The sequence below is a fragment of the Microlunatus spumicola genome, assembly GCF_039536445.1.
Lineage (GTDB): Bacteria > Actinomycetota > Actinomycetes > Propionibacteriales > Propionibacteriaceae > Microlunatus > Microlunatus spumicola.
On the sequence record NZ_BAAAYR010000007.1, the window covers coordinates 135,893 to 162,873 of the forward strand.

At 75.3% G+C, this 26,981-nt stretch carries 24 protein-coding genes; 20 read left to right on the forward strand and 4 right to left on the reverse strand.

The window, feature by feature from the left end:
* Window positions 1–85 precede the first annotated feature (85 nt).
* The 10 genes from ABD665_RS20700 to ABD665_RS20745 all read left to right on the forward strand — a co-directional run bounded on the left by ABD665_RS20700 (window position 86) and on the right by ABD665_RS20745 (window position 10,821).
* Entirely contained in the window at window positions 86–574 is a 489-nt protein-coding gene (locus tag ABD665_RS20700; protein WP_204913013.1) for a hypothetical protein, read from the forward strand.
* A gap of 179 nt (window positions 575–753) precedes the next feature.
* Window positions 754–1,389 carry a YceD family protein gene (locus ABD665_RS20705; protein ID WP_204913012.1) on the forward strand — a complete coding sequence of 212 codons (636 nt, stop codon included), beginning with the start codon at window positions 754–756 and terminating at the stop codon, window positions 1,387–1,389.
* 22 nt (window positions 1,390–1,411) lie between these two features.
* Window positions 1,412–1,603: a 50S ribosomal protein L32 gene (rpmF, locus tag ABD665_RS20710; protein WP_204913011.1), complete on the forward strand. Its 192-nt coding sequence runs from the start codon at window positions 1,412–1,414 to the stop codon at window positions 1,601–1,603.
* A 14-nt stretch (window positions 1,604–1,617) separates the two neighbouring features.
* The gene (gene rnc / locus ABD665_RS20715) at window positions 1,618–2,370 is read left to right on the forward strand and encodes a ribonuclease III (RefSeq protein ID WP_344742984.1); all 753 of its coding nucleotides are present in this window, start codon (window positions 1,618–1,620) and stop codon (window positions 2,368–2,370) included.
* Window positions 2,371–2,421: 51 nt separating this feature from the next.
* Window positions 2,422–3,279, forward strand: a complete 858-nt coding sequence (mutM, locus tag ABD665_RS20720; protein ID WP_204913010.1) for a bifunctional DNA-formamidopyrimidine glycosylase/DNA-(apurinic or apyrimidinic site) lyase — start codon at window positions 2,422–2,424, stop codon at window positions 3,277–3,279.
* 76 nt (window positions 3,280–3,355) lie between these two features.
* A complete protein-coding gene (locus ABD665_RS20725; protein WP_204913009.1) occupies window positions 3,356–4,030 on the forward strand; it encodes a GtrA family protein in 675 nt (224 codons plus the stop codon).
* Window positions 4,031–4,224: 194 nt separating this feature from the next.
* A complete protein-coding gene (gene smc, locus ABD665_RS20730; protein WP_204913008.1) occupies window positions 4,225–7,857 on the forward strand; it encodes a chromosome segregation protein SMC in 3,633 nt (1,210 codons plus the stop codon).
* Between the two features lie 194 nt (window positions 7,858–8,051).
* Window positions 8,052–8,258, forward strand: coding sequence for a hypothetical protein (locus ABD665_RS20735; protein WP_204913007.1), 207 nt, complete (start codon window positions 8,052–8,054; stop codon window positions 8,256–8,258).
* Window positions 8,259–8,334: 76 nt separating this feature from the next.
* On the forward strand, window positions 8,335–9,528 hold the full coding sequence (ftsY, locus tag ABD665_RS20740; RefSeq protein WP_204913006.1) for a signal recognition particle-docking protein FtsY: 1,194 nt from the start codon (window positions 8,335–8,337) through the stop codon (window positions 9,526–9,528).
* A 45-nt stretch (window positions 9,529–9,573) separates the two neighbouring features.
* Window positions 9,574–10,821: a saccharopine dehydrogenase NADP-binding domain-containing protein gene (locus ABD665_RS20745; RefSeq protein ID WP_204913005.1), complete on the forward strand. Its 1,248-nt coding sequence runs from the start codon at window positions 9,574–9,576 to the stop codon at window positions 10,819–10,821.
* Between the two features lie 193 nt (window positions 10,822–11,014).
* Here the strand turns inward: ABD665_RS20745 and ABD665_RS20750 are convergent, their stop codons facing one another.
* Genes ABD665_RS20750 through ABD665_RS20760 form a run of 3 tightly spaced genes read right to left on the reverse strand, consistent with a single transcriptional unit; the run spans window position 11,015 to window position 12,783 of the window.
* Entirely contained in the window at window positions 11,015–11,449 is a 435-nt protein-coding gene (locus tag ABD665_RS20750; RefSeq protein WP_204913004.1) for an Ohr family peroxiredoxin, read from the reverse strand.
* A 53-nt stretch (window positions 11,450–11,502) separates the two neighbouring features.
* On the reverse strand, window positions 11,503–11,988 hold the full coding sequence (locus ABD665_RS20755) for a GNAT family N-acetyltransferase (RefSeq protein WP_204913003.1): 486 nt from the start codon (window positions 11,986–11,988) through the stop codon (window positions 11,503–11,505).
* Window positions 11,989–11,997: 9 nt separating this feature from the next.
* Window positions 11,998–12,783 (reverse strand): endonuclease/exonuclease/phosphatase family protein, encoded by a 786-nt coding sequence (locus ABD665_RS20760; protein ID WP_204913002.1) that lies wholly within the window; start codon window positions 12,781–12,783, stop codon window positions 11,998–12,000.
* Window positions 12,784–12,827: 44 nt separating this feature from the next.
* Here ABD665_RS20760 and ffh point away from each other — a divergent pair, with 44 nt between their 5' ends.
* The 10 genes from ffh to ABD665_RS20810 all read left to right on the forward strand — a co-directional run bounded on the left by ffh (window position 12,828) and on the right by ABD665_RS20810 (window position 23,649).
* Window positions 12,828–14,378, forward strand: a complete 1,551-nt coding sequence (gene ffh, locus ABD665_RS20765; RefSeq protein ID WP_204913001.1) for a signal recognition particle protein — start codon at window positions 12,828–12,830, stop codon at window positions 14,376–14,378.
* Window positions 14,379–14,477: 99 nt separating this feature from the next.
* A complete protein-coding gene (locus ABD665_RS20770) occupies window positions 14,478–15,473 on the forward strand; it encodes an amidohydrolase family protein (protein ID WP_425562197.1) in 996 nt (331 codons plus the stop codon).
* Complete coding sequence (locus tag ABD665_RS20775) at window positions 15,466–18,102, forward strand: alpha/beta fold hydrolase (protein ID WP_204913000.1); 2,637 nt, start codon at window positions 15,466–15,468, stop codon at window positions 18,100–18,102. Before ABD665_RS20770 ends, ABD665_RS20775 begins: the two co-directional genes overlap by 8 nt.
* Window positions 18,099–18,941 (forward strand): ABC transporter permease, encoded by an 843-nt coding sequence (locus ABD665_RS20780; RefSeq protein ID WP_344742991.1) that lies wholly within the window; start codon window positions 18,099–18,101, stop codon window positions 18,939–18,941. Before ABD665_RS20775 ends, ABD665_RS20780 begins: the two co-directional genes overlap by 4 nt.
* 274 nt (window positions 18,942–19,215) lie before the next feature.
* Window positions 19,216–19,692: a 30S ribosomal protein S16 gene (gene rpsP, locus ABD665_RS20785; RefSeq protein WP_204912999.1), complete on the forward strand. Its 477-nt coding sequence runs from the start codon at window positions 19,216–19,218 to the stop codon at window positions 19,690–19,692.
* Window positions 19,692–19,949 carry an RNA-binding protein gene (locus tag ABD665_RS20790; RefSeq protein WP_204912998.1) on the forward strand — a complete coding sequence of 86 codons (258 nt, stop codon included), beginning with the start codon at window positions 19,692–19,694 and terminating at the stop codon, window positions 19,947–19,949. The genes rpsP and ABD665_RS20790 overlap by 1 nt, the downstream gene beginning before the upstream one ends.
* Before the next feature lie 19 nt (window positions 19,950–19,968).
* Window positions 19,969–20,544 (forward strand): ribosome maturation factor RimM, encoded by a 576-nt coding sequence (gene rimM / locus ABD665_RS20795; protein ID WP_344742994.1) that lies wholly within the window; start codon window positions 19,969–19,971, stop codon window positions 20,542–20,544.
* Window positions 20,541–21,782, forward strand: a complete 1,242-nt coding sequence (trmD, locus tag ABD665_RS20800; RefSeq protein ID WP_344742996.1) for a tRNA (guanosine(37)-N1)-methyltransferase TrmD — start codon at window positions 20,541–20,543, stop codon at window positions 21,780–21,782. Before rimM ends, trmD begins: the two co-directional genes overlap by 4 nt.
* A 62-nt stretch (window positions 21,783–21,844) precedes the next feature.
* Window positions 21,845–22,819, forward strand: a complete 975-nt coding sequence (locus ABD665_RS20805) for an ATP-binding cassette domain-containing protein (RefSeq protein WP_204912997.1) — start codon at window positions 21,845–21,847, stop codon at window positions 22,817–22,819.
* The gene (locus tag ABD665_RS20810) at window positions 22,816–23,649 is read left to right on the forward strand and encodes an ABC transporter permease (RefSeq protein ID WP_204912996.1); all 834 of its coding nucleotides are present in this window, start codon (window positions 22,816–22,818) and stop codon (window positions 23,647–23,649) included. The genes ABD665_RS20805 and ABD665_RS20810 overlap by 4 nt, the downstream gene beginning before the upstream one ends.
* On the opposite strand, the gene ABD665_RS20815 is transcribed toward ABD665_RS20810, so the two are convergent.
* The gene (locus ABD665_RS20815) at window positions 23,631–26,882 is read right to left on the reverse strand and encodes a BTAD domain-containing putative transcriptional regulator (protein WP_204912995.1); all 3,252 of its coding nucleotides are present in this window, start codon (window positions 26,880–26,882) and stop codon (window positions 23,631–23,633) included. The two genes, ABD665_RS20810 and ABD665_RS20815, sit on opposite strands and share 19 nt — an antisense overlap.
* Window positions 26,883–26,981: the final 99 nt, after the last annotated feature.

Here is a 26,981-nt window from a genome sequence, read left to right on the forward strand (position 1 = left end):
CGGGACATCCCCCGAGGGCACGCCCGGCAGGGGCTCCGGCGCCGCCCGCAGGCACGCACGCGCACCGAGGAACGAAGGCAGGGACATGGTCGCCACCACCACCACGGCGGAGGAGAAGCTGACGCAGCTGCGCCAGCTCGTCCTGAACGCGCGCTCGATGCCGATGTCGGCGTCCTGCGTCGTCAACCGGGGCGAGGTCCTGGACGCGATCGACGACGTCATCGCGAACCTGCCCGAGGAGATCGCCGGGGCCCAGCAGGTCATCGACGAGCGCCAGTCCGCCATCGCCGAGGGCGAGGCCGAGGCCGAGCGGCTCAAGGAGCAGGCCCGCGAGGAGGCCGAGGCCCTGGCCCGCGCGAGCGAGGTCGCCCGGGTCGCCGAGGAGATCGCGGCCAAGGTCAAGGCCGACGCCGAGGCCGAGGCGGAGGCCCTGCGCCGCGAGACCGACCTCTTCATCGACTCGCGGATGGCGAGCTTCGAGTCGGTGCTGCACAAGACCACCAGCCAGGTGCACACGGCACGGGCCCGGCTCGCCGAGCGCAGCGGGCTGGACGCCGGCCGCACGCACGCCTGAGCCCGCCGTCGGACCCGGCCGGAAGTCCGGCCGTGCCGCGCGAGCTTGAGGCGGGGGTCCGGCCCCGCTAAGATCAAAGGTCGGTCCGCCCGCCGAGGAGAGCTCGGTGCGGAGAGCCGGACCCCGAGGGTGACGAACACGGACCCCTCCACCACCACCAGGTCGACCGAGGAGCTGTCATGAGTGCGTCCCAGCGCTCCGCCGACCGTCGCTCCCCGCTGGTCTTCGACACCCGCGTGCTGGGGCGCCGCGCCGGCGCGATGTCGACCGTCACCACGACCGTCCCCGCGCCCGCCGGCCTGGGCATCGAGGTCATCGGCGTGCCCGAGGGCTCGCCGATCGACCTGGACCTGCGTCTCGAGTCCGTCGTCGAGGGCGTGCTGGTCACCGGCACCGCGACGATGGAGGCGGTGGGCGAGTGCGTCCGCTGCCTGCGCGAGGTGCGGCTGCCGATCGAGGTGGACGTGCAGGAGCTGTTCGTCCACGACGCCAGCAGCGAGGCGGGCTACGAGGACGACGACGAGGTCAGCCTCCTGCAGGGCGACCTCGTCGACCTCGAGCCGGTGCTGCGCGACGACGTCGTGCTCGACCTCCCCTTCCAGCCGCTCTGCACCCCGGACTGCTCGGGCATGTGCCCGACCTGCGGCGTGCGGCTCGACGACCACCCCGGCCACCACCACGACGCCGACACGGACCCGCGCTGGTCCGCGCTCGGCGCCCTGGCCCCCGCTCCCGACCCCGTTGGGGTGGAGCCACCCGATTCCCATCCGTACAATCAGTCCGGCCCTGCGCAGGGCGAGGACGTGTCCCGCTGAGGCGGGCGAGCGAGGAGAGATCATGGCAGTCCCGAAGCGGCGGATGTCGCGCAGCAACACGCGGAGCCGTCGCGCGCAGTGGAAGGCCACCGCGCCGACCCTCGTGACCTGCGAGAACCCGGCCTGCCGGCAGAAGCACCTGCCGCACACGGCGTGCCCGAACTGCGGCACGTACGGCACCCGCGCCTTCCGTCGCCAGGTCCTCGAGTCCTGACGACGTCCTCCGTCGTGGTGCAGCTGCCGGCCAGCGCGCTCCTCGATCAGCTCGGGCTCGTCCTCGCGCCCGAGCTGCTCGAACGCACGCTGACGCACCGCTCGTACGCGTACGAGCAGGGCGGGCTGCCCACGAACGAGCGCCTGGAGTTCCTCGGTGACTCCGTGCTCGGCCTGGTGGTGACCGAGCACCTGTTCACGACCTTCCCCGACCTGTCGGAGGGTCAGCTCGCCAAGCTGCGGGCGGCCGTCGTGAACTCGCGCGCGCTCGCCGACGTGGCCCGGGGCCTCGACCTCGGCGCGCTCGTGCACCTCGGGCGCGGCGAGGAGACGACCGGCGGTCGGGACAAGTCCTCGATCCTGGCCGACACCATGGAGGCGCTGATCGGCGCCGTGTTCCTCGAGCACGGCATCGACGCCGCCCGGCGCTTCGTGCACCACCTCTTCGACGGCCTCATGGCCGACGTCTCCACCCGCGGCGCGGGCCTGGACTGGAAGACGAGCCTGCAGGAGATCGCGTCGCTCTCCGGGCTCGGCGTCCCCGTCTACCGCGTCGTCGAGTCGGGCCCGGACCACGCGAAGTCGTTCTCGGCGACCGTGGCGGTCGACTCGCTCGACTTCGGCCCCGGTGCGGGGCGCAACAAGAAGGAGGCCGAGCAGAACGCGGCCGCCCTCGCGTTCGCGGCCCTCAAGGCCCGGCAGACCGACGGGCAGGTCGACGGTCAGACCGACGGCCAGGTCGTCGCCGTCGACGGCGTCTCGGCCTGACGCCGACGCGCACCACCACCCGCTCGCCCTCCTCGTCCCGACCGACGCACCGTGCCTGAGCTGCCCGAGGTCGAGACCGTCCGCCGCGGCCTCGTGGCCGGGGTCACCGGGCGCCGCGTCGATCGGGTGCAGGTGCTGCACCCGCGTCCCGTGCGCCGACACCTCGCCGGCGCCGACGACTTCGCGGCCGTCCTGACGGGACGCACGTTCACCGAACCCGCCCGCCGCGGCAAGTACCTCTGGCTGCCCTTCGCCGACGGCGACGCGCTGCTGGCCCACCTCGGCATGAGCGGGCAGTTCCGGCTGGACGCGCCCGACGCGCCGCTCGTCGCCAACACCCGCGTGCTCTTCGACCTCGACTCCGGGGTCCAGCTGCGGTTCGTCGACCAGCGGATGTTCGGGGGGCTGTCGCTGTCCCCGGGCGGCGCCGAGCTGCCCGCCGAGGTCGCCCACATCGGGCGCGACCCCTTCGACCCGGCCTTCGACCTGGAGGCGACGGTGCGCCGGATCCGCGCCCGGCGTACGGGGGTCAAGCGCGCGCTGCTCGACCAGCAGGTCGTCTCGGGCATCGGCAACATCTACGCCGACGAGGCGCTGTGGCTCTCGCGCACGCACTACGCGCGGGGCACGTGGGCGTTGTCGGCACCGAAGGCCCGCGAGGTCCTGCTCGCGGCCACGGCCGTCATGAACCGTGCGCTCCAGGCCGGCGGCACCTCCTTCGACGCCCTCTACGTGAACGTCAACGGAGCCAGCGGCTACTTCGACCGGGCGCTCGCCGTCTACGGCCAGGAGGGACGCCCGTGCCCGCGCTGCGGTGCCCTGGTCAAGCGGGAGCCCTTCATGAACCGGTCCTCCTACCGGTGCCCCCGCTGCCAGCGCACCCCGGTCGCGTCCGCGCGGGCCGTGTGAGCGTCCGGACCCGCCACCCGGCCTGCCGGGCGTCGCGCCGGGGAACGATCCGCCCGGCGCTATCGTCGAGGACACTGTGAGACGCCTCGGCCACTACGTGTTCGTGCGCCACCGGCAGAACTGGAACCTGCTGTTCCGCTTCGGCCTGGTCGGCGGCTCCGGCGTGCTCGTGAACCTGCTCGTCAGCGTGCTGCTCAAGCGCACCGGCCCCAACTTCGAGGCGGTGGCGGTCGACCTGCCGCTGACCGCGTTCAACATCCGCTGGTACCACCTGTTCTCGATGGTCGCCTTCCTGGTCGCCAACCTCTGGAACTTCCAGCTCAACCGGCGGTTCACGTTCCGCAGCGCCCAGCACTCGGGCTGGTGGCGCGAGTACGGGCCGTTCCTGGCCGTCGGCCTCGGCGCCCAGCTCGTCGGCCTCGGCATCCTCACCCTCCTGATGCACCCGGGTTCGTTCCTGTCGCTGCCCTCGGACGTCTTCGACAACTCGACCGGGCTGCGCACCAAGTTCTACTGGGCCCAGCTGATCGTCATCGTCGTCACCGTGCCGGTGTCGTTCGTGCTGAACAAGCTGTGGACCTTCTCCTCCGTCCGCGGCGGCGAGCACCCGACGCTCACCGAGGAGGGCGTGGCCGAGGAGCGGGACGGCACCGCCCCGACGTCGGTGGCGCCCGTGCCGTCCTCCCCGACGGCACCAGCAGCACCACCGGCCGCAGCCGCACCAGCAGCTCGGCCGGTACGCCGGCCCTGACCGCCACGCCGCGCGCGGTGCCCGTCCCGGGGCTGCGGCGCGGTTAGCCTGACGGCCTCGTACCGGGGCTTCCTCCGGCGGGCCGTCCCGTACGGCTCTCCGCCCCGGCGGTTCGCGCGACGTGCCCCTGACCAGGGGCCGTGCCCGTGCGACCGACCCGTTCGACCGCCGAGCGCGGACCGGAGAGGCATGGCGTGTACCTGAAGAACCTCACCCTGCGGGGGTTCAAGTCGTTCGCCTCGGCGACGTCGCTGACCTTCGAGCCGGGCATCACCTGCGTCGTCGGCCCCAACGGGTCCGGCAAGTCGAACGTCGTCGACGCCCTCGCCTGGGTCATGGGCGAGCAGGGCGCCAAGTCGCTCCGCGGCGGCAAGATGGAGGACGTCATCTTCGCCGGGACCGCCGGCCGCGCGCCGCTCGGTCGCGCCGAGGTCGCGCTCACCATCGACAACACCGACGGCGCGCTGCCGGTCGAGTACGCCGAGGTCACGATCTCGCGGACCATGTTCCGCAACGGCGGCTCGGAGTACGCGATCAACGGCCGCCCCGCCCGCCTGCTCGACGTCCAGGAGCTGCTGAGCGACTCGGGGATCGGCCGCGAGATGCACGTCATCGTCGGGCAGGGGCAGCTCGACACGATCCTGCAGGCCACCCCGGAGGTCCGCCGCGGCTTCGTCGAGGAGGCGGCCGGCGTCCTCAAGCACCGCAAGCGCAAGGAGAAGGCGCTCCGCAAGCTCGACGCCTGCGAGGGCAACCTCGAGCGCCTCGCCGACCTGCTGACCGAGATCCGGCGCCAGCTCAAGCCGCTCGGCCGGCAGGCGGAGGTTGCGCGCAAGGCGGCCGTCGTGCAGGCCGAGGCCCGCGACGCGCGGGCGCGGCTGCTCGCCGACGACGTGGTGCAGGCGACGCTCGCCCTGGAGTCCGAGGTCGCGGGCGCCGAGGCCCTGCTCGCCCGCCGCGCGACCGTGGAGACCGCGCTGACCGCCGCCCGGGAGACCGAGGCGGCCGCCGAGGAGCGGCTGCGCGAGGCGACGCCGCGGCAGCGCACCGCCCAGGAGACCTGGTACGCCCTGGCCGCGGTGCGCGAGCGCGTCACGAGCACGATCTCGATCGCGTCCGAGCGCGTCCGCCACGCCAGCGACCAGCCCGCCGACGTGCGGACCGGCCGTGACCCCGAGGCCCTCGAGGCCGAGGCCGCCAACGTGGCCGCCCAGGAGGCGGAGCTGCTCGCCGAGGTCGCGCGCCGCACGGCCGCGCTCACCGAGGCCACGGCCGCCCGCACCGCCGCGGAGGAGGCGCACCGCGCGGAGGAGCAGCGCTACGCCGCGGTCGTCCGGGCCGCCGCCGACCGGCGTGAGGGGCTCGTGCGGCTGCAGGGGCAGGTCCAGGCGCTGCGCAGCCGCGGCGAGGCGACGGACGCGGAGCTCGAGCGCCTGGCCACGGCCCGGGCCGAGGCCGAGCGACGCGCCGAGCAGGCGAACCTCTCCTTCACCGCGCTGGAGTCGCGGATCGCCGGGCTCGACGACGGCGAGCTCGGCCTCGACAGCCGGCACGAGGAGGCCGTCGCCGCCTTCGAGACCGTCGCCGCCCGTCGCCGAGAGCTCCGCGACGCCGAGAACGCGGCCGCCCAGGAACGCGCGGCCCTCGCCGCCCGCGTCGAGGCGCTCGGGCTCGGGCTGCAGCGCAAGGACGCGGCGGCCGCCCTCCTGGCCGAGGGTTCACCGACCACGGGCCTGCTCGGGTCCCTCTCCGCGCTGCTGCGCGTCGAGGCGGGCCTCGAGACCGCGATCGCCGCCGCCCTGGGCTCCGTCGCCGACGCCGTGGCCGTGGACGGGCTGGACGCCGCCTTCGCCGCGGTGGAGCACCTCAAGACCGAGGACCTGGGCCGTGCGGGCCTGCTGGTCGCCGGGGCGTCCGGCGGCGCGGCGGGAGAACGCCCCCTGAGCCTGTCGAAGCGCCGTCCTGAGCTTGTCGAAGGGGGCCTCGAAGAGGTCGGTGCCCGCTGGGCGGCCGACGTCGTCGAGGCGCCCGAGGGGCTCAGGCCGTCGGTCGAGCGCGCCCTGGACCTGGTGGCGGTGGTCCCGGCGCTGGAGGCCGCCCGCGCGCTCGTGCAGGCGCACCCTCAGATCACGGCCGTGACCCGCGACGGCGACGTCGTGGCCGCGCACCTGGTCAGCGGCGGCTCGAGCGCGCAGCCGAGCCTGCTGGAGGCGCAGGCCGTCTACGACGAGGCCAAGGACCGGCTCGCGGAGGCCGAGCACACGGTCGACCGGCTGCGGTTCGCCCGATCGTCGGTCGAGGACGAGCACCGCGAGGCCGCCGCGGCGGTCGACGTCGCGCTCGCCCAGCTCCACGAGTCGGACGCCGTCATGTCGGCGCTGGCCGAGGAGCTCGGCCAGCACAGCGCCCAGGCCCGCGGGTCGGCCGCGGAGGCCGGCCGTCTCGGCGACGCGATCGCCCAGGCCGAGGCCGCACGTGAGTCCGACGCCGCCAACCTGGTCGCCCTGCAGGAGCGGCTCGCCGCCGCCGAGGCGTCGACCGGTGACGAGGAGCCGGACCCCGCCACCCGCGACGCCCTGGGCGAGCAGGCCCGGACGGCCCGTTCGGGCGAGATGGACGCCCGGCTCGCCCTCCGCACGCAGGAGGAGCGCGTACGGGCGCTGTCCGGCCGCGCGGAGACGCTGCGACGGGCGGCACGCGCCGAACGCGACGCCCGCGCCCAGGCCCACGCGCGGCGCGAGCGGATGCGCCGCGAGGCCCAGACCGCGGCCGCCGTCCGCACCGGGGCCGAGCACCTGCTGGCCCTGGTCGAGCGGTCGCTGACGGCCGCCGCCGCCCAGCGCGCCGAGGTCGACGCCGTCCGCGCCGAGGCCGACGCGGTCCTGGCGGACAGCCGGGCCCAGGTCCGCCGTCTCGCCGCGGAGCTCGAGACGCTGGTGAACGAGGCGCACCGCGACGAGATGGCTCGCACCGAGCAGCGGCTGCGGGTGGAGAACCTGCGGGAGAAGGCGGCGACGGAGCTGGCCCTCGACGTCGAGGTCCTCGTGGCCGAGTTCGGGCCCGACCAGCTCGTGCCGGTGCTGTCGCGGCCGGACGGCTCGGCGCTGCCGGCCGCCGAGGACCTGGAGGAGGGCGAGGAGCTGCCGTCGCCCCGCCCGTACGTCCGCGAGGAGCAGGCGGCACGCCTCCGCAAGGCGGAACGGGCGCTCGCCGTGCTGGGCCGGGTCAACCCGCTCGCGCTCGAGGAGTTCGAGGCGATGGAGGAGCGGCACCGCTTCCTCGCCGAGCAGCTCGACGACCTGCGGCGGACCCGCAAGGACCTCGTCGACATCATCGCCGACGTCGACGCCCGGGTGGAGCAGGTCTTCGCCGAGGCGTACGCCGACGTCGAGGTCGCGTTCCAGCGGGTGTTCTCGCGGCTCTTCCCGGGCGGCGAGGGCCGGCTGGTGCTGACCGAGCCGGGGGACTGGCTGACCACCGGCATCGACGTCGAGGCGCGGCCCGCGGGCAAGAAGGTCAAGCGGCTGTCGCTGCTGTCCGGCGGCGAGCGCTCCCTGGTCGCGGTCGCGTTCCTGGTGTCGCTCTTCATCGCCCGGCCGAGCCCGTTCTACATCCTCGACGAGGTCGAGGCGGCGCTCGACGACACCAACCTGGGCCGCCTGCTCGACATCTACTCCGAGCTGCGGGCCAGCAGCCAGCTCCTGGTGATCACGCACCAGAAGCGGACGATGGAGATCGCCGACGCCCTCTACGGGGTGACGATGCGCGGCGACGGCGTCTCCGCGGTCATCTCCCAGCGCCTGCGCGAGACCGAGGCCGTCGCCTGAGCGGCCCGCCGGACGCCCGAGAGTCGCCGTTACCGGATCGGTAGCAACGCGCGGCGTGTCCGCGGGCGTCGGGCGGGGCGTCCGTCGCACGATCGGGTCAGACGTCTCGGGGGCCGAGGCGTCGTACGGCAGTTCCTTCCCCGGAACACCCGACTGTCGAAAGAGGCACCCGCCATGACCCAGAGCACCCGCGCATGATCGCGATCGCCGTCGCCAGCCTGCTGCTGCTCGCCCTCATCACCGGCATCGTCGGTCTCGTCGTCGTCGGCCTCGAGGGCCGCGGCATCGACGGGCACCCGCGGCTGCGGACCCGGCTCGCCCAGGCGGCCCGGCACCTGAACGGCGACGGCACCCCGCCGCCGGCGTTCCTGCGCCTGCTGCGCCGCCTGCACGTCGTCTGACGCACCCGTCCGGCCCTGCTCGTACGCAGGGTCCACGGACGCCGGGCGGGCCCGGGCCCGCCCCTAGGATGAGCCGGTGAACGGCACCGAGCTCTGGTACCTCGTCGGCGGCCTCATCGTCGCGGCGTTCGTCGTCGTCGGCCTGGTCGCCGGCACCCGTCGGCGCGCGCTGCGCCGGGGGCGTGACACGCGATCGCTCACGGGCGCCCCCGGGCACCCGGGCGCGCAGGACGGCGCGGAGGAGCGGGCCGGCGCGGTCGACTTGCTCGACCGCCCCGGGACCGAGGCCCCGGAGTCGGTCGAGGTCGAGCCGATGGTCCCGCCGCTCGTCCACGAGCGCCCGGAGACCGCCGAGAGCCGGCTCGCCCGGCTGCGTCGCCGGCTGGCCGGACGGGACAGCGGGCTCAGCCGCGGGCTGCTGATGCTGCTCAGCCGCGACCGGATCGACGAGCAGACGTGGGAGGACTTCGAGGACGTCCTCATCACCTCCGACCTCGGCGTCGGGCCGACGACCGAGCTCGTGGAACGGCTGCGGACCCGCTTCCGCATCGAGGGCGTCGCCCAGCCCGGGCAGGCGCGCACGATCCTGCGCGAGGAGCTGCTGGCCCTGGTCGACCCGACCATGGACCGCACGCTCGCGACCACCCGCACCGAGGTCCCGGCGATCGTCATGGTCGTGGGCGTCAACGGCACCGGCAAGACGACCACGGTCGGCAAGCTCGCGCGCGTCCTCGTCGCCGAGGACAAGGACGTGCTGCTGGGGGCGGCGGACACGTTCCGCGCGGCGGCCGCCGACCAGCTCGAGACCTGGGGCGACCGGGTGGGCGTGCCCACGATCCGCGGCGCCGAGGGGGCCGACCCGGCGAGCGTCGCGTACGAGGCCACCCGGGCCGGCGTGGAGCAGGAGGTCGACGTGGTCATCGTCGACACCGCGGGGCGGCTGCACACCAAGACGGGCCTGATGGACGAGCTCGGCAAGGTCAAGCGGGTCGTCGAGCGCCTGGCCCCGGTCGGGGAGGTGCTGCTCGTGCTCGACGCGACGACCGGCCAGAACGGCCTCACCCAGGCCCGCATCTTCCGCGAGGTCGTCCAGGTCACCGGGATCGTGCTGACCAAGCTCGACGGCAGCGCCAAGGGCGGCATCGTCGTCCAGGTGCAGCGCGAGCTCGGCGTGCCGGTCAAGCTCGTGGGCATCGGCGAGGGGGTCGACGACCTCGCGCCGTTCGACGCCGAGGTGTTCGTCGACGCGCTGCTGGAGCAGGCCTCCTGACCTCCTGACCCGCGGTCGGCCCGGCGGCTGTGCTCTCCTGGGGCCATGGTGACGCCGCACGAGGACGACCGTGAGCTGGACCTGGTGCTGCTGGGGGCGACCGGCTTCGTCGGCCGGCTGGTCGCGGCGCACCTCGCCCGTTCGGCACCGGCGGGGGCGCGCATCGCGCTGGCGGGCCGCTCGCCCGAACGGCTCCGGACCGTCCGCCACGGTCTCGGCGACGCCGCCGCGTCCTGGGAGCTGTGCACGACCGACGTGACGAGCCGGGCCGCGCTCGACGAGCTGGCCACCCGGACGCGGGTCCTGACCTCCACCGTCGGCCCGTACGCCCGCCACGGGCTCCCCGTCGTGGAGGCCTGCGCGCTGCGCGGCACGCACTACGCCGACCTCACCGGCGAGACCCTCTTCGTCCGCGACAGCGTGGCCACCGCCCACGACCTCGCCGTCTCCTCCGGTGCGCGGGTCGTGCACTCCTGCGGCTTCGACTCGGTGCCGTCCGACCTGGGGGTCCGGCTGCTGGCCGACCGGGCCGCGGCCGACGGCCAGGGGACGCTCACCTCGACCACGCTGCACGTCCGCGACATGCGCGGCGGCGTCAGCGGCGGGACGGTCGACTCCCTGCGGCAGCAGGCGATCGCCGTCGAGCACCGGCGCGACCTGCGGCGCGTGGTCGCCGACCCGGAGGCGCTGACCGGGCGTGCGCCGTCCGGCCGGGGCCGCGGCGGGCACCCGACCCTCGCCCGCGCCGACGACGGTGGCGTCTGGTCGGCCCCCTTCGTCATGGGCTCGTACAACCGCCAGATCGTGCTGCGGACCGACGCGCTGCTGGGCGGGGCGTACGGGCCGGGGTTCGACTACCGCGAGGTGGTGGACACGGCCCGCGGCCCGGTCGGTGCGGGTGCGGCGGCCGTCGTCGCCGCGGTGCAGGCCACCCTGCTGGGCTCGATGGCCAACCCGCTCACCCGGACGGTCGCCGACCGCGTGCTCCCCGCACCCGGCGAGGGACCGAGCGAGGGCGCGCGGCGCCGGGGGAGGTTCGAGGTCGAGGTCGAGACGACCACGACGACCGGGGCCCGGTACGCGGCCCGCGTGGCGGCGCCGTACGACCCGGGCTACGAGGGCACGGCGGTGCTGCTCGGCGAGTCGACGCTCGCCCTGGCCTACGACGACGACCTGCCCGACGCCGCCGGCGTGCTCACGCCGATGACCGGGATCGGCCCCGGGCTCGCCCGGCGGCTCCGGGCCCACGGATTCGAGGTCGGCGTCCGGCGGCTGGGCGCCGAGGCCGGCTGACCAGAACGCCCCCGGAGCGCGCCGAACGGGCTGGGACGAGAACGCCCCCTGAGCTCGTCGAAGGGCCTCGAAGAGGTCGGCTCCACCTACTCGCGTGGAAGACGCCGACCTCGTCGTGGCCCTTCGACAGGCTCGGGGGGCGTTGCGGGCTCAGGGGGCGTCGTCCTGCCCGCCGGAGCGGTTGACCGGAAGGTCAGGCGGCGACGGCGGTGACCGTGGTGGGGACGTTGCCGCGGATGGCGTTGCTGTAGGGGCAGACCTGGTGGGCGACCTCGGCGAGCTCCTGGACCTGCGCGACCTCGAGGCCGGCGACCGAGATCTCGAGGTCGACGGTGAGGGCGTAGCCCTGCCCGGCCGGGCCGAAGCCGACCTTGGCGGTGACGTGGGCGTCGTCGGCGTTCACGCCGGCCTGCTTGGCGACCATGACGAAGGCGGAGTTGAAGCAGGCGGAGTAGCCGGCGGCGAAGAGCTGCTCGGGGTTGGTCCCGGTGCCCGGCCCGCCCATCTCCTTGGGAGCGTTGAGCTGGAGGTCGAGGACCCCGTCGCTGGAGGTGGCGTGCCCGCCGCGGCGGCCGCCGATCGTGGTGGCGGCGGCGGTGTAGACGATCTTCTCGGGTGTCGTGGTCATGCAGCCTTCAACCGTGGGTGACCCGCCACCCTTCCTGAACCGGACTGTGACGTTCAGCCCGTCAGGCGCCGGCCCAGGCAGACGATGCCGGGCGAGGCCGCCCAGTGCCCGAAGGGCGGGATGTCGACGTAGCCGCAGGCGCGGTAGAAGGCGACCGCGTCGGCCTGGACGCCCCCGGTCGACAGGACCATCACGTCGGCCCCGTGCGCGGCCGCGGTGCGCTCCAGCTCGCCCAGCAGGGCCCGGGCGACGCCGCGGTGCCGGGCGGCCGGCGGCGTGTACATCCGTCGCACCTCGGCCGGCCGCTCCCCGCCGAGCGCGTCGACCGCGCCGATCCGGCGCCAGCCGCCCATGCCGGCCGGGTCGCCGTCGAGCCGGGCGAGCAGGAAGGTCCCCGCCGGCGGCACCAGCTCCTCGTCGCCGAGGGGCGAGTCGTCCGGGCCGCCGTAGATCTCGCGGTAGTAGGCCTGGACCTGGGCGGTGAGGGCGACCACGGCCGGGTCGTCGTAGGGCACCTGGTGGAGGGTGAGGTCGGGCACGCGTCCGTCTTATCCGAGCCGGGAGCGGTCAAGCTCGACGACCAGGGCCCGGTGGTCCGACATCGGCAGCTCGACGGCCCGGGCGTCGACCACGGCGCCGACGTCCCCGCGGGCCAGCACGTGGTCGATCTGGAAGCGCGGTGCGTGGACCGGGAACGTGTCGGCGGTGACGAGCGGACGGAACCGGGTGACGGCGCGTACCGGGCGGGGCGTCATGTTGAGGTCGCCCATCAGGACGGCGGGCCCGCGGCCGGCGCCGCCCGTGGTGAGCGCCCGTCTCAGCGCGTAGAGCTGCAGCTGGTTCCAGCCGGGGAAGAAGGAGAGGTGCGCGCTAGCGACGAGCAGCGGGCCCTCGGGCGTCTCGAGGCGGGCGACCACGGCGGTCCGCAGCTCCTCGCGGGCCAGCTCCAGCCGCCGGGGGTCGCGACGCACCCGGGGGACCGGCGGGGCGATCCGGGGCAGGTGCAGGTCGCGCCAGCCGACGAGCGGGTAGCGCGACAGCAGCGCCACCCCGTACGCGGGTGCGTCCGGGCCGAGCGTGCGCGAGGCGGGCCGCCAGGTCGGGCCGGGGTCCCCGGTCATGGCGGCGACGAAGCGGGTGGTCGCGGCGCCCATCGCCTCCGCGGCGACCGCGGCGAGGTCGGCCCCGTGCGAGCGTTCCTGCCCGCGGTCGACCTCCTGGAGCGCCAGGACGTCGGGGTCGAGGGCCACCACCGCCCCCGCGAAGCGGTCGAGGTCCACGAGCCCGTCGTCGGGGCTCGCTCCGTGCAGGACGTTGAACGTCACCAGGCGCACGGCGTCAACCTAGTCCCGATGCCTGCGCTGGGTAGTCTGACTCCGTGTTCGACACCCTCTCCGACCGCCTGGCCGCGACGTTCAAGAACCTGCGCGGCAAGACGCGGCTGAGCGAGGCCGACATCGTCGCCACCGCGCGGGAGATCCGCGTGGCGCTGCTCGAGGCCGACGTGAACCTCGCCGTGGTCCGCGACTTCGTCGCGCGCGTGCGGGAGCGGGCCAAGGGCGCGGAGCTCACCGGCGCGCTGAACCCGTCCCAGGCGATCATCAAGATCGTCGACGAGGAGCTCGTCGCGATCCTCGGCGGCGACACCCGCACCATCCGGTTCGCGAAGAACCCGCCGACCGTGATCATGCTCGCCGGCCTCCAGGGCGCCGGCAAGACGACCCTGGCCGGCAAGCTCGCGCTCTGGCTCAAGTCGCAGGGTCGCTCGCCTCTGCTCGTCGCCGCCGACCTCCAGCGCCCGAACGCGGTCAACCAGCTCCAGGTCGTCGGCCAGCGGGCCGGGGTCCAGGTCTTCGCGCCCGAGCCCGGCAACGGCGTTGGCGACCCGGTCGCCGTCGCCCAGCAGTCCATCCTCGAGGCGCAGCGCCGGCTCTTCGACGTCGTCGTCGTCGACACCGCCGGCCGCCTGGGCATCGACGCCGACCTGATGCAGCAGGCCGCCGACATCCGCGACGCGGTGAACCCCGACGAGGTCCTCTTCGTCGTCGACGCGATGATCGGCCAGGACGCGGTCAACACCGCGAACGCCTTCGCCGAGGGCGTCGGTTTCGACGGCGTGGTGCTGACCAAGCTCGACGGCGACGCCCGCGGTGGTGCGGCGCTGTCCATCGCGCGGGTCACCGGCAAGCCGATCATGTTCGCCTCCAACGGCGAGGCGCTCACCGAGTTCGACGTCTTCCACCCCGACCGGATGGCCAGCCGCATCCTCGGCATGGGCGACGTGCTCACCCTCATCGAGCAGGCCGAGCGGACCTTCGACGCCGAGCAGTCGGCCAAGGCGGCGGCCAAGCTCACCTCCAAGGAGGGCAAGGACTTCGGCCTGGCGGACTTCCTGCAGCAGATGCAGATGGTCCGCAAGATGGGGCCGCTGTCCAAGATCTTCGGGATGCTCCCCGGGATGGGCGACTTCAAGGAGCAGATCAACAACATCGACGAGCGCGAGGTCGACCGGCTCGAGGCGATCATCCACTCGATGACGCCGGCCGAGCGCGACGACCCCAAGATCATCGACGGGTCCCGGCGGGCGCGCATCGCCAAGGGTGCGGGCGTGCAGGTCTCCGACGTCAACGGGCTGGTCAACCGCTTCTTCGAGGCGCGCAAGATGATGAGCTCGCTCGCGGGCGGCAAGATGCCCGGGATGCCGGGCCTGCCCGGCGCCGCGAAGAAGGCCCCGGCCAAGCCGGCCGCGAAGAAGAAGGGCCACAAGGTCTCGGGCAACCCGGCCAAGCGGAACAACCCGGCCGGGTCCGCGCCCGCGGTCGACGCCGGTGCCGCTTTCGGCGCCGACCAGATGGACGAGAAGGCGCTGCAGGAGGCCATGCAGAACTTCCAGCTGCCGGCCAACCTGCGCGACCGCCTCGGCCGCTAGGGACGTTCGCTGACCCTCTCGACGGGCTCCCGCCTGCACCTGTCCGCCGTCGTCCTGCCCGAGGGCGAGCGGCGTGAGCTGTGGGTCGTCGACGGGCGGGTGACGTACGCACCGGTCCGCGACGCCGAGACCGTCCCCGGGGCGTACGCGATGCCCGGCCTGGTCGACGCGCACTGTCACGTCGGGCTGGAGAGCAGCGGGGCGGTGCCCGACGAGGTCGCCGAGCAGCACGCCCTCGCCGAACGCTCCGCCGGCGCCCTGCTGCTGCGCGACGCCGGCAGCCCCGCCGACACCCGCTGGATGGACGAGCGCGAGGACCTGCCGCGGATCGTGCGCGCCGGGCGGCACATCGCGCGCCCGAGGCGCTACCTGCGCAACTACGCCGACGAGGTCGAGCCGGACGCCCTGGTCACGGCCGTCGAGCGGCAGGCGGCGCGCGGGGACGGCTGGGTCAAGCTCGTGGGGGACTGGATCGACCGCGAGGTCGGCGACCTCACGCCGCTCTGGCCCGCGGAGGTGGCGAAGGCCGGCATCGACCGCGCGCACGAGCTCGGCTGCCGGGTGACCGCGCACGTGTTCGGCGAGCAGGCCGTGAGCGAGCTGGTCGAGGTCGGCATCGACGGGATCGAGCACGGCACCGGGCTCGACGGGCCGACGATCGCCCTCATGGCGGAGCGCCGGGTCGCGCTGGTGCCGACGATGATCCAGCTCGAGAACTTCCCCTCCTTCGCCGAGGCCGCCGACGCGAAGTTTCCCGCGTACGCGCGGCGGATCCGCTCGCTCTACGACCGGCGGGTCGCGACCTTCGCCGCGGCGCTCGACGCGGGCGTGCCGATCTACGCCGGGACGGACGCCGGTGGCTACCTCCCGCACGGCATCGTCGGCCGCGAGATGGCGGCGCTGGGGACGTTCATGTCGCCCGAGCAGGCCCTGGGCGCCGGTTCCTGGCGGGCGCGCGCCTGGCTCGGGCGTCCCGACGTGCTCGCCGAGGGCGCTCCGGCCGACCTCGTGACGTTCGCGGACGACCCGCGCGCCGACCTGCGGGTGCTGAGCACGCCCGCCGCCGTGGTCCTGCGGGGACGTCGCGTTGCCTAGGACACGCCCGGGCCCGGCCTCCCGGGTCGCCGCGGTGCTCGGCGGGCTGGTCGTCGGCCTCGTCCCGCTGCTGGCCGCCGTCCCCGCTCAGGCCGCGGACGAGCGCGTGACCGAGACCGTGCTGCAGGTCCCCGGGACCCCCGAGCCCGACGGCACCGCCGTCTCGCTCGACGCCACCCTGCTGACCACCGCCCCGGGCACGGCCCGGCCGGCGATCGTCCTGGCGCACGGCCTGGGCGGCACCAAGGCCGACAGCCTGCCGACCGCCCGCTCGCTGGCCCGTGACGGCTACGCCGTGCTCGTCTACACCGCGCGCGGCTTCGGCGCGTCCGGCGGCCTGGTCCACCTGGACGACCCCGCGTACGAGGGCCGCGACGCGGTGGCGATGGTCGACGAGGCCGCCGCGCGTCCGGAGGTCGAGCGGGTGGGGGACGACCCGGTGGTCGGGTTCGCGGGCGCGAGCTACGGCGGAGCGGTCGCGCTCGAGGCCGCCGCGCTGGACCCGCGGATCGACGCGATCGTGCCCGCCTTCACCTACGCCGACCTGACCAGCGCGCTCGTCCCGCAGCACGCGGTCGTCGGCGGCCCCGGCTCCCTGGGCGACGTGACGCCGGCCGGTCCGACGGGCGTGCTCAAGGCCGCGTGGGCGGCGGCGCTGTTCACGGGGACGGCGTCGGCCGGGGGAGCGGCGGACGACGGCGCTCCCGCCGAACCCTCCGGCTCCTCGTCGACCCAGAGCCCGACGCCGAGCCTCTGCGGGCGGTTCGCGGCGGACGTGTGCCGGGCCTACCTCGGCGCCGCCCGGACGGGCACCCCGGACGACGACCTCCTGGCCCTGACCCGGCGGTCGTCGCCCGACCTCGGCCGGATCGCCGCGCCGACGCTGATGATCCAGGGCGAGGACGACACGCTCTTCGGGCTCGACCAGGCCGACCGCGTGATGCGCGGGCTGCCGGCCTCGACCCCGGCGGCCACCGCCTGGGTGCCGGGCGGGCACGACGGCGACGTCTCCGTCGACGCCCAGCTCGACCGGCTGACCGCCTGGTTCGACCGCTACCTGAAGCGGGACGCCTCGGCCCCGGCCGTGCCGACCTTCGCCGTGACGGTTCCGGAGACGGCGCTCGTGGGCCAGGCGGACGACGACGACCGCGCGCCGCGGGAGCTGCGGTCCGACACCTACCCGGGCCGGGGGAGCGCGGCCCCCTCGACCCGGACCGTGGCCCTCGACGGCGGACCGCAGACGGTCGTGAACCCCGCCGGTGCCCGACCGGGCGCCCTGACGAACCTGCCGGGCAGCGGCGCCCTCGGGGCCGCCGCCGCGGCGGCCGGCTACCCGCTGGCCGTGCTGCCGGGGCAGGCCGCGACCTTCACCAGCGCGCCGGTCACCCGCCCGTACGACCTCGTGGGCAGCGGCCGGGTCCAGGTCGAGGTCAGCTCGTCGACGAGCGAGGCCGTGCTGTTCGCGAGCGTCTGGGACCTCGGCCCCGACGACCCCGAGACGCAGCGGCCGACCTCCACCGTCCTGCCGGGCCGCGCGGTCGCCCCCGTCCGGCTGACGGGCCTCACGCCCGGCCGCCCGACGACCGTCGAGGTCGCGCTCCCCGTCGTCTCGCACACGGTCCCGGTCGGGCACCGGCTGCAGGTGGTGCTCGCGACGACGGACAGCGCGTACGCGGGTCCCGTCGCCCCGGCGACCTACCGGGTGTCCCTCGTCCGCCCCTCGCTCGTGCTGCCCGACCTCGGCGGGCTCACGGCCAGCGGGGGCAGCCGGCTGGACGTCCCGCTGCCGCTCGTCGTCGGCGTCGGGCTCGTCCTGCTCGCCGCCCTCGTCGGCCTGGTGCTGCTGCGGCGCTCGCGGCGGGCCGTGGTCGACCGGCCCGAGCTCGCGGACGTGCCGCTGGTCGTCGAGGGGCTGGTGAAGTCGTACGCCGACGGGTTCCGTGCGGTGGACGGGGTGTCGTTCCGCGCCGAGCGCGGCCAGGTCGTCGGGCTCCTCGGGCCGAACGGCGCGGGCAAGACCACCTCGCTGCGGATGGTCGTCGGCCTGATCCGTCCCGACAGCGGGGAGGTGTGGGTCGAGGGCCACCCGGTGCACGCCGGCGCCGACGTGCTGTCGTCGGTCGGCGCGCTCATCGAGGGTCCGGGGTTCCTGCCCCACCTGAGCGGCCGCGCCAACCTCGACGCCTACTGGGCGGCGACCGGCCGGCCGATCGAGGAGGCGCACCTCGACGAGGCGCTGGCCATCGCCGGGCTGGGTAGCGCGGTCGACCGCAGGGTCAAGGGCTACAGCCAGGGCATGCGGCAGCGCCTGGGCATCGCCCAGGCCATGCTCGGCCTCCCGCGCCTGCTGCTGCTCGACGAACCCACCAACGGGCTCGACCCGCCGCAGATCAGCGCCATGCGGAAGGTGCTCGCCGACTACGCCGCCGCCGGCCGCACCGTCGTCGTCTCCTCGCACCTGCTGGCCGAGGTCGAGCAGACCTGCGACCACGTCGTCGTCATGGCCCGGGGCAGGGTGCTGCTGTCCGAGTCCACCGCGACGCTCACCGGCGACGGCCGTCGACGCCTCGAGGAGGCGTTCCTGGACCTGCTCGACGCCGAGCCCGAACCCGCCGGAGCCGCCTCGTGACGACCCCGACCACCACGCCCGTGCGCCCGGGGCGGGCCCTGCCGCTCGCCGCCGAGGTCCGCCGGCAGCTGTCGCGGCGCCGGACGCTCGTCGTCTTCGCCGTGCTGGTCGCGCTGCCGCTCGTCCTGGTCGCGGCGTTCGCCGTCGGCGGGGACGACGCCGGCGGCGCGCGGGGGTTTGTCGACCTGGCCCAGGACAGCGGGGCCAACCTCGTGGTCTTCGCGCTGTTCGCCTCGACGGGCTTCCTGCTGGTCGTCGTGGTCGCGCTGTTCGCCGGGGACCCGGTGCCGAGCGAGGCGAGCTGGTCGAGCCTGCGCTACCTGCTCACCGCCCCCGTACGGCGCGAGCGGCTGCTGCGCCAGAAGCTCGTGGCGGCCGGGCTCTTCACCCTCGCGGCGCTGGTCTTCCTGCCGGCCTGGACCCTGCTCGTCGGCGGGCTCGCGTACGGGTGGGGCCCCTACGTCGGGCCGACCGGCGACCAGCTCGGCTACCCGCTGCTGCTGGCCCGGCTGCTCGTCGTCGTCGCCTACCTGTTCGTCTCGCTCGCCGTGGTCGGGGCCTTCGCCTTCCTGCTGGGCACGACGACCGACGCCCCGCTGGCCGCGGTCGGCGGCGGGGTGGTGCTGTGGATCGTGTGCGCGATCCTCGACCAGATCAGCGCCCTCGGCGGGCTGCGCCAGGCGCTGCCCGGGCACTTCGCCTTCGCCTGGGCCGACGCGCTCGCGCCGACGGTCGACTGGTCGGCGATGGCGCAGGGCGCGCTGTGGTCGGTCGGCTACTCCGTGGTCCTGGTCGGGGTCGCCGTCCGGCGCTTCCTGCGCCGCGACGTCACCAGCTGAGGGCCGCGGACGGGCTCCGTGGCCGGACGCCTCGCTGCGGATCCGGCCGGGCGGACGCGGCCAGGTCCGCAGCGGTGCGCGGATGGTGCCGTCCCTGGTCCGGTCTGGCATGATGGGGGCCGCATCCGTGCGGGTCGGCGCCCTCTCAACGTCCTCCGGCACGGGTCCCTCGAGCCCTGGCGGCCGCGACACCCACCGCGTCGTCCGAGCTCACCCACCTCGTGACCGGTGCTCGAACGCCCGGTCACGTACACGTACAGGAGTTTCCACACACGTGGCTGTCAAGATCCGTCTGAAGCGTCTGGGCAAGATCCGGTCGCCGCACTACCGCATCGTCGTCGCCGACTCGCGCACCAAGCGTGACGGTCGCGCGATCGAGGAGATCGGCAAGTACCACCCGAAGAACGACCCGTCGGTCATCGAGGTCGACTCGGAGCGCGCGCAGTACTGGCTCTCCGTCGGCGCGCAGCCGTCCGAGGCCGTCGTCGCGATCTTCAAGCGCACGGGTGACTGGCAGAAGTTCTCCGGCGACACGTCCCCCTCGGGCGTCGAGCCGCAGAAGGTGAAGCCGAACAAGCTCGAGGTCTTCAACGCCGCGCTGGCCGAGGCCGGTTCCGAGGCGCGTAGCGCCACGACCACGAAGTCGGGCCGCACGCCCGACGCCGAGGTCGAGGGCACGCCCGCCGAGGCCGAGCAGGCCGCCGACGCCGGCGTCGCCGAGGCGACGCGCACCCCGGGCAAAGCGTTCTGATGCTGTCCGAGGCGCTCGAGCACCTCGTCCGGGGGATCGTGAACCACCCGGACGACGTCGCGGTCCGCGACAAGGACCAGCGCCGCGGGCGGATGCTCGAGGTGCGGGTCAACCCCGAGGACATCGGCAAGGTGATCGGTCGCCAGGGCCGCACCGCGACCGCGCTGCGCACCGTCGTCGGTGCGCTGGCCGGTCGCGACCAGGTCCGCATCGACTTCGTCGACGTGGACCGGCAGACGCGGCGTCCCCGCGGCTGATGCAGCCCACCACCACCGCGTGACCCGCACGCCGCCCGACGGCCCCGACCAGCTGGTCGAGGTCGTCGTCGGCGTGCTCGGGCGCGCGCACGGCATCCGCGGCGACGTGGAGATCCACGTCCGCACGGACGAGCCGGAGCGCCGCTTCGTGCCGGGCGCCCGGCTACGCGTCGAGGGCGCCACCCGCGTGCTGACCGTCGAGTCGGCGCGCAACCACTCCGGGCGTCTGCTCGTCCGCTTCGAGGAGCTCGTCGACCGGACCGCGGCCGAGGGTGCGCGGGGCCTGGTCCTCGTGACCGACGTGGCCGAGCACGAGCTGCCGGCCGAGGAGGGCGAGTACTACGACCGCCAGCTCGTCGGCCTCGAGGCCGTGACCCCCGACGGCACGTCCGTCGGACGGGTGCTCTCGGTCCTGCACCCCGGACCCCAGGATCTGCTGGAGATCAGCACCGCCGGAGGACCCCGGCTCGTGCCGTTCGTCACCGCGCTCGTGCCGGAGGTCGACCTGGCCGCCGGTCGCCTGGTCGTCGCCGACGTGCCGGGCCTGCTCACCGACGACGAGCCGGACGAGCCGGACGCCGACCCGGTCGCGTGACCGCTCCGTCGACGGGGCCGCTGACGCCGCTCCTCAGGGCCGACGTCGTCACGATCTTCCCCGACTACCTCGCCCCGCTGCGGCTGTCGCTGATCGGCCGCGCGATCGAGACCGGCCTCGTCGGGCTCGACGTCCACGACCTGCGGACCTGGACCCACGACCGGCACCGCACCGTCGACGACACCCCGTACGGCGGTGGCGCGGGCATGGTGATGCGCCCGGAGCCGTGGGGGGCCGCGCTCGACGCGCTCGTGCCGCCCGAGGCGGAGGCCACCACCCGTGTCGTCGTGCCGACCCCGTCGGGTCGCCGCTTCACCCAGGCGGTCGCCGCCGAGCTCGCCGCCGAGGAGCACCTCGTCTTCGCCTGCGGTCGCTACGAGGGCATCGACACCCGCGTCATGGCGGAGGCCGCCACCCGCGTGCGGGTCGACGAGATCAGCATCGGCGACTACGTCCTGAACGGGGGCGAGGCCGCGGTGCTCGTCATCCTCGAGGCCGTCGTCCGCCTGCTGCCCGGCGTGATCGGCAACCCGGCGTCGCTGACCGAGGAGTCCCACGCGGCCGAGCACGACGGGCTGCTCGAGGGCCCCGTCTACACCAAGCCCACCTCCTGGCGCGGGCTCGACGTGCCCCCGGTGCTGCTCTCGGGCAACCACGGCGCCATCGCCGCCTGGCGCCGCGAGCAGGCCCTGGAGCACACGCGCCGCGTCCGGCCCGACCTCGCCCCCGCTGCGCTCGACGGGGTGGACGGCGTCGCGGTCACGACCGCGACGCCCGCGGACGCCGGTGAGCTGCTCACGCTGCAGCGCGCCGCGTACGTGCCGGAGGGTCGGCTCAACGGCTCGATCGACATCCCGCCGCTCACCGAGACCCTCGACGAGCTCGCCGCGTCCCTGCGTACGCCGGGCACGGTGCTCGTCGCCCGCGACGGCAGCCGCATCGTCGGGACCGTCCGCGGAACCCTGCGCGACGACGGCACCTGGTGGGTCAGCCGCCTCATGGTCGCCCCCGACCAGCAGCGCCGCGGCCTCGGTTCCGCCCTGCTGCGACAGGTCCTCGCCGCCGCCCCGACGGGCGCCCCCGCGGGCCTCATCACCGGAGCGGCGAGCCGGCGCAACGTCGCCCTCTACCGCCGGTTCGGCTTCCGGGTCGTCGACCACGGCGTCGACGAGGTCGGCGTCCCCGTCGTGACCCTGCGCCGCGAGCCGGCCCTGCCGCAGGGCGACCCGCTGACGTAGACCATCGGCGCGTACCAGCGCCGTGTGCGCGCCGTGCCAGCGGCCCCGCGCACGCTGGCCCCATGAACGCGATCGAAGCGACCGGGCTGCGCAAGCGGTTCGGCACCACCCAGGCCCTCGACGGCGTCGACCTCGTCGCCGCCGAGGGCACCGTCCTCGGCGTCCTCGGACCCAACGGGGCCGGCAAGACCACCGCCGTGCGCGTGCTCGCCACGCTGCTGCGGCCCGACAGCGGGACGGCCCGGGTCGCCGGCCACGACGTCCTGCGCGACCCGCACCGCGTACGCGCCAGCGTCGGCCTGACCGGCCAGTACGCCTCCGTCGACGAGGACCTCACCGGCACCCAGAACCTCGTGATGATCGGCGAGCTGCTCGACCTCCGGCCCCGCGAGGCCCGGGCCCGGGCGCGCGAGCTACTGGCCTGGTTCGACCTCACCGACGCCGCCGGCAAGCAGGCCAAGCAGTACTCCGGCGGCATGCGCCGCCGCCTCGACCTCGCGGCCAGCCTCGTCGGGCGGCCCGCGGTGATCTTCCTCGACGAGCCGACGACCGGGCTCGACCCGGCCAAGCGCGAGGAGATGTGGGACGTCATCCGGACCCTGGTGACCCAGGGCTCGACGGTGCTGCTGACCACGCAGTACCTCGAGGAGGCGGACGCCCTCGCCGACGCCATCAGCGTCATCGACCACGGCCGGGTCGTCGCCCACGACACCCCGGACGGGCTGAAGCGCGTGCTCGGCGGGTTCCGGCTGGCGGTCCGTCCGGCCGACCCGGCCCGGCTCCCCGACGTCGCGGCCACGCTCGCGGCGCTCTCGGGCGCCGAGCCCGTGCCGACCGGACGGCACCGCCTGACCGTGCCCGTGGCCGGGGAGGCGGTGCTGCCGCTCGCGGTCGAGCGCTTCGCCGCCGCCGGCATCGGCCTCACCGAGCTCTCGCTGCACCTGCCGAGCCTCGACGAGGTCTTCCTCACCCTCACCGGCCGCCCGGCCGAGCCGGGCACCGCGACCGGCACCGAACCGCAGGAGCACGCAGCATGAGCACCACGACCCTCGCCCCGACCTCGCCCTCCGCCGCCGCGCAGGCGTCCACGGAACCGCACGGCGGGCTCGCCCGCTACCTCCGGCACGCGGTCGTCCTCGCGCGCCGGAGCCTGGTGAAGACCTGGCGCACCCCGGAGGCGCTGATCGACGTCACCGTGCAGCCGGTGATCTTCCTGGCGCTGTTCACCTACATCTTCGGCGGCGCCATCGCCTCCGGCGACCGGGGCGCGTACCTGCAGTTCCTGCTGCCCGGGATCCTCGGCCAGTCGATCGCCCTGGCCGGCATCGCGCTCGGCACCAACCTCAACACCGACATCGAGAAGGGCGTCTTCGACCGGTTCCGGTCGCTGCCGATCGGTCGCTCGGTGCCCCTGGTCGGGGCCGTGCTCGCCGACCTCGCCCGCTACGTCGTGCTCTGCGTCGTCACCCTCGGGGCGGGCACGCTGATGGGGTTCCGGGTGCAGACCGACGCCCTCCACGCGCTCGCGGCGGTGCTGCTGGCCGTGGCCTTCGCGCTGTGCTTCTGCTGGATCTCGGTCTTCGTCGGGATGGTCGCGCGCACCTCGGGCGCGGTGCAGGGCATCGGCTTCCTGCTCGTGCTCCCGCTCAGCTTCGGCAGCAACACGTTCGTCGCCACGGACACGATGCCCGGCTGGCTGCAGGCCTTCGCCGGCGTCAACCCGATCTCGCACCTGGTCTCCACCGTGCGGGCGCTGATGACCGGGGGCGCGTACGGGCAGGACCTGGTCTGGACGCTCGGCTGGATGGCGCTGCTCCTGGTCGTCTTCGTCCCGCTGGCCCTGCGCGCCTACGCCCGGAGGGCCTGAACCCCCGGGCCCGGCACCAGGAGGGCCGGGTCCAGACGGTCGGACGCCGTCGGCTGGTCGAGCGACCAGCCGGCGGCGTACGTGCTCTCGAAGGCCGGCCCGAGCGCCTCCCGCAGGCGCGCGGCGAGCCGGGCGACGACCGGGTCCGTGGGGTCCTCGGCACCCCGGACGCGTGCGGTCGACCCCAGCAGGTGCGCGGCCCCCTCGGCGTCGTCGAGGCGTAGCGCGAGGGCGGCGACGGCCACGCCGACGGACGCGATGATCGGCATGTCCTGCGTGCGGCGCGCCGCCGCGTAGGCGAGGACGAGGTCAGCGCGGGCGCGCTCGGCGTCGCCGGCGGCCGCCTCCACGAGCGCGGTGGCGCCGAGGCAGATCGCCGCCACGTGGCCGGCCATCACGCTCCTGCTCGAGCCGGCGAGGACGCGCTGCCGCAGTCGGGCCGCGCCCTCCAGGGCCGCTGTGGTCCGGCCGGTGTCCAGGTCCAGGTTGGTGAGGATGGCCTGCGCCACGAGGTCGCGCTCGAGCGTCTGCGAGCCGTCCGTCCGCCCCGCGAAGGCGGCGACCACGGCCCGCGCCCGCTCCACCTCGCCCTGCCGGCACAGCAGGTCGGCCAGCCGGATGCGGAGGTAGAGGTCGTCCTCGGAGGACCCGAGCGCCTCGACGTGGCCGGACGCCTCCTCGTAGGCGTGCAGGGCGGCGTCGAGGTCGCCGTCGAGGACGGCGAGCTGGGCGAGCACGAGCAGGGTCGAGGAGAGGCCCCAGCGGTCGCCGAGCGTGCGGAACCCCGCGTACGCGGCAGCGGCCGCCCGGCGCATGCCCTCGACGTCGCCGGAGTTCTCAGCGATGCTCGCCACGGTGGCCTGCACGGCCGCCCGCAGCCACGGGTCGCCGCTCGCGCCGGCCTCGGCGACGAAGCGGTCGACCAGGTCCGGGCGGCCCGCGAAGGACGCGATCATCACGCGGACGACGGCGAGCCCGGGGAAGGGGGCCGGGACGTCCACGAGCCCCTCGACCACCTCGACCAGGCGGTCGCGCTCCTCGGTCCAGCCGCCGAGCGCGAAGCTCTCGGCCCCGAACGCCAGGGACACGCGGAGCGCGGCCTCGGCGTAGGCGAGCTCGGCCGTCCCGCTCCCCGGGTCGGCCGCGACGACGGCTCCGAGCCAGGTCGTCGACTCGTCGGGGCTCTCCACCAGCGACCACCACCAGGTCAGGGCGAGGCAGGTCCGCAGCGCCTGAGCCGTCCGACCGGAGTCGACGAGGTGGCGCAGCGCGGCGAGGACGTTCTCGCGCTCGCGCGCCAGCCGGTCCAAGGCGACCAGCTGGTCGCGGCCGCGCAGGACGGGCTCCAGCCGCTCGACGAGGTCGGCGAAGCACGTGGCGTGCGCCAGCCGGGCGTCCGCGAGCTCGCCGTGGGCGGCGAGCTGCTCGGTGCCGTACTCGCGCAGCGTCTCCAGCATCGTGAACCGCAGCGGCCCGCCGTCGGCCGCGACCTGCAGCAGGGACTTCTCCGTCAGGGCGAGGAGCAGCGCGTCGACCTCGTCCGCCGGGAGCCGGGCGTCGGCGCAGACCGCGACCGCCGCCTCCGGGTCCGCGCCGGCGGGGAAGACGGACAGCCGTTCCGCGAGCAGCCGCTCGGCGGGGGAGAGCAGGTCCCAGCTCCACCCCACGACGGCCCGCAGCGTCCGGTGCCGCGGGAGGCCCGCGCGGTTGCCGCCGGTGAGGAGGCGGAACCGGTCGGACAGCCGCCGCGCGACCTCGTCGACCGGCAGCACGCCGAGCCGGGCCGCCGCGAGCTCGATGGCCAGCGGGAGCCCGTCGAGCCGCCGGACGATCTCGACCACGGGTCCGACCGTCGCGTCGTCGAGCACGAACCCCGGGGCGACGGCGGCCGCGCGGTCGACCCACAGCCGGACGGCCGGGTGCGCCGCGGCCGTGACGGGGTCCGCGCCGGGCGGGGGGAGCGGCAGCGGGGCCAGCGGGGCGAGGACCTCGCCGTCGACCGCGAGCGCCTCACGGCTGGTGGTGAGGACGCGGACGTCCGGGTCGTCGCGCAGGACCCGGTCGACGAGGTCGGCGGCGGCGTCGACCAGGTGCTCGCAGTTGTCGACGACCAGCAGCGTGCGCCGGCCGCGCAGGCCGTCGAGCAGGCGCTCGTACGGGTCCTGGCCCGCCCGCTCCGTGCGTTCGGTGACCCGGGCGTCGCGCAGCCCGAGGGCGGCGAGGGCGGCGTCGACCACCCCGGCTGCCTCCGTCACGGGCGCCAGCTCGACGAACCAGGCCGTGCCGTCGTGGGCGCCGAGCCACCGCGCGGCGGCCTCGGTGGCGAGCCGGGTCTTGCCGGCGCCCCCGGGTCCGACGACCGTGACCAGGCGTGCGGTGCCGAGCGCGTCGAGGACCCGGTCGAGGTCGGGCTCGCGCCCGACGAAGCTCGTGCGGCGCGCAGGCAGGTTGCTGCGGCGTACCTCCGTGCGCGCGACCGGAACCGCCTCGACCTCGCCGCGCAGCAGCTGCAGGTGCAGGGCCGACAGCTCGGGGCCGGGGTCCGTGCCGAGCTCGTCGGCGAGCACCCGACGGGCGTCCTCGTACGCGGCGAGCGCCTCCGCGCCACGCCCGGCCGCGGCGAGCGCCCGCATCAGCAGCACCCGGAGCCGCTCGTCGAGCGGGTGGTCGGCGACGAGCCCGCCGAGCTCCTCGGCCGCCACGTCGGGGGCCCCGGTCCGCAGCGCGCACTCGGCACGTCCGCGCACGGCGGCCAGCCGCAGCCCGTCCCAGCGCGTGACGTGGGCGGCGGCGTACGGGGCGTCGCCGGCGTCGACCAGCGGCTCGCCGCGCCACAGGGCGAGCGCGGCGGTGTAGGCCGCCGCGGCCGCGACGGGGTCGTCGTCGCGGCGTGCGGCGTCGCCCTGCGCGACGAGGAGCCGCAGCCGCGTCGCGTCGAGGTTCACCTCGTCGAGCACGAGCCGGTAGCCGAGGGGTTCCTGGACGACGAGCCCGGCCTGCCCGAGCGCGCGGCGCAGGCGGGAGACGAGCGACTGCAGCGCGTTGACCGGCTCGGCCGGCGCCTCGTCCGGCCAGACGGCGTCGGTCAGCTCGCCGGTGCCCACCCGCCGGCCCGCCTCGACGGCCAGCCGGCAGAGCAGGGCCCGGAGGCGGGCGCCGGCGGGCGTGACGTCAGCGCCGTCGCGGCGCACCTGGAGGGGCCCGAGCAGGGCGACCGACACCGGCCCGGTCACCGCTCGCCCGCCGGCGCCGCCCGCTCGCTCACGTCGCCACGCTAACCGCCGGAACTCCCTGCCGCGGCCGGAAGTTCACCGCGTGGTGCCCGCGCCGAC